The sequence below is a fragment of the Wolbachia endosymbiont of Drosophila baimaii genome (assembly GCF_028982185.1).
Classification (GTDB): domain Bacteria; phylum Pseudomonadota; class Alphaproteobacteria; order Rickettsiales; family Anaplasmataceae; genus Wolbachia; species Wolbachia pipientis.
On the sequence record NZ_JAPQLE010000144.1, the window covers coordinates 1 to 1,210 of the forward strand.

Consider the following 1,210-nt stretch of genomic DNA (forward strand, 5'->3'; position numbering starts at 1 on the left):
CATAACTATATGCTGCTGGCATGCTTACCATCACTACTATAAATCCATATCTTACCTTTTTTGGACTATTATGAGAAGTGCTATAACTGACTTCGATAGAGGAGTGTTGAAAGTTTGTGGAGATTGGGGAGCACATCCAGATAAAGAAGATTTCAAAATTTTACTTGATTGTCCGCAGCATCAAGAAGTAGTGAAAGGAATATATGATGAGCTTGATCATCAAATTGTCACACCAGATGCGGATTTGGAGCTATTTAAAGATGAACTGGCTAACATTTGGTTTACAAATAGTGGAAGTGAAAAAGAAACTATAGGGTTTGGACATATTTTTTGTGGTGAGCCAAACGATAAACTAGGTGGTATGCATTTTGTAGGTAGATATGTTGAAGCTCAAGAGGATAAATGGGCAGGTGCCCTGTGCAATAAATCAGATATTAAGCCGCCAGTTTATACATTTGGAATGAAATATTTGGGCAAGGATGGAGAAGTAAAAGTTAAGTGTCCAAATGGATATGCATATAACCTTCATGCCGATAGTTTCTGCAACTAAGGCGTTTAAGGAATTGGGAAAAGATGGAATGTGCCTGTATAAAATGGAGGATGACAATTATCAATCAGTGTTTGTAAGAAAGAATGATGCTATACTCACGTTCTATCCTGACTTAACACCAAAATGTGATGATAAGAGTACTTATTGTAGTTGCAGTAAGTCTTAATTTCAAAACCAATAGGGTGAACAAATGATAAAAATGCTATAGGGTGTAGCAAATCCAAATGAGTTAAAATTTTGATTAAAGGGTTTTGTGAGTAATAATGAAGAAGGGTATTATTCGTCTAATAAAAGCAATTCAATACTCTTGTGAAGGAATAAAATCAGCTTTTATATCAGAAATTGCGTTCAGACAGGAGTTGCTACTTTTTATAGTATGTGTCTCAATTTTGTTTGTTTTGGATGTAAGTAATCTAGAACGTGCAGTAATGATAAGCAGCCTATTCCTGGTGTTAATTGTGGAAATTGTTAACACTGCTTTTGAAACGACAATTGAGCGTATTTCCAGTGAACAACACATACTTTCAAAAAAGGTGAAAGATCTAGGTAGTGCAGCAGTTTTTCTTTCATTAATTATAGCACTTCTCATAATAGTCCAAAAAAGGTAAGATATGGATTTATAGTAGTGATGGTAAGCATGCCAGCAGCATATAGTTATGA

1 protein-coding gene and 1 pseudogene are annotated in these 1,210 nt (G+C 34.8%); both read left to right on the plus strand.

Annotation, left to right across the window (positions count from 1 at the left end; genetic code table 11):
• Positions 1–82 precede the first annotated feature (82 nt).
• Positions 83–716, plus strand: a pseudogene (locus OZD66_RS04940) (EndoU domain-containing protein); the annotation flags it as partial.
• A gap of 97 nt (positions 717–813) precedes the next feature.
• Positions 814–1,158, plus strand: a complete 345-nt coding sequence (locus tag OZD66_RS04950; protein ID WP_182367851.1) for a diacylglycerol kinase — start codon at positions 814–816, stop codon at positions 1,156–1,158.
• Positions 1,159–1,210 lie beyond the last annotated feature (52 nt).

What these genes read in the sequence shown, in the direction of transcription:
- OZD66_RS04950 (WP_182367851.1), top strand. Translation starts at nt 814, where the DNA reads ATGAAGAAGGGTATTATTCGTCTAATAAAAGCAATTCAATACTCTTGT.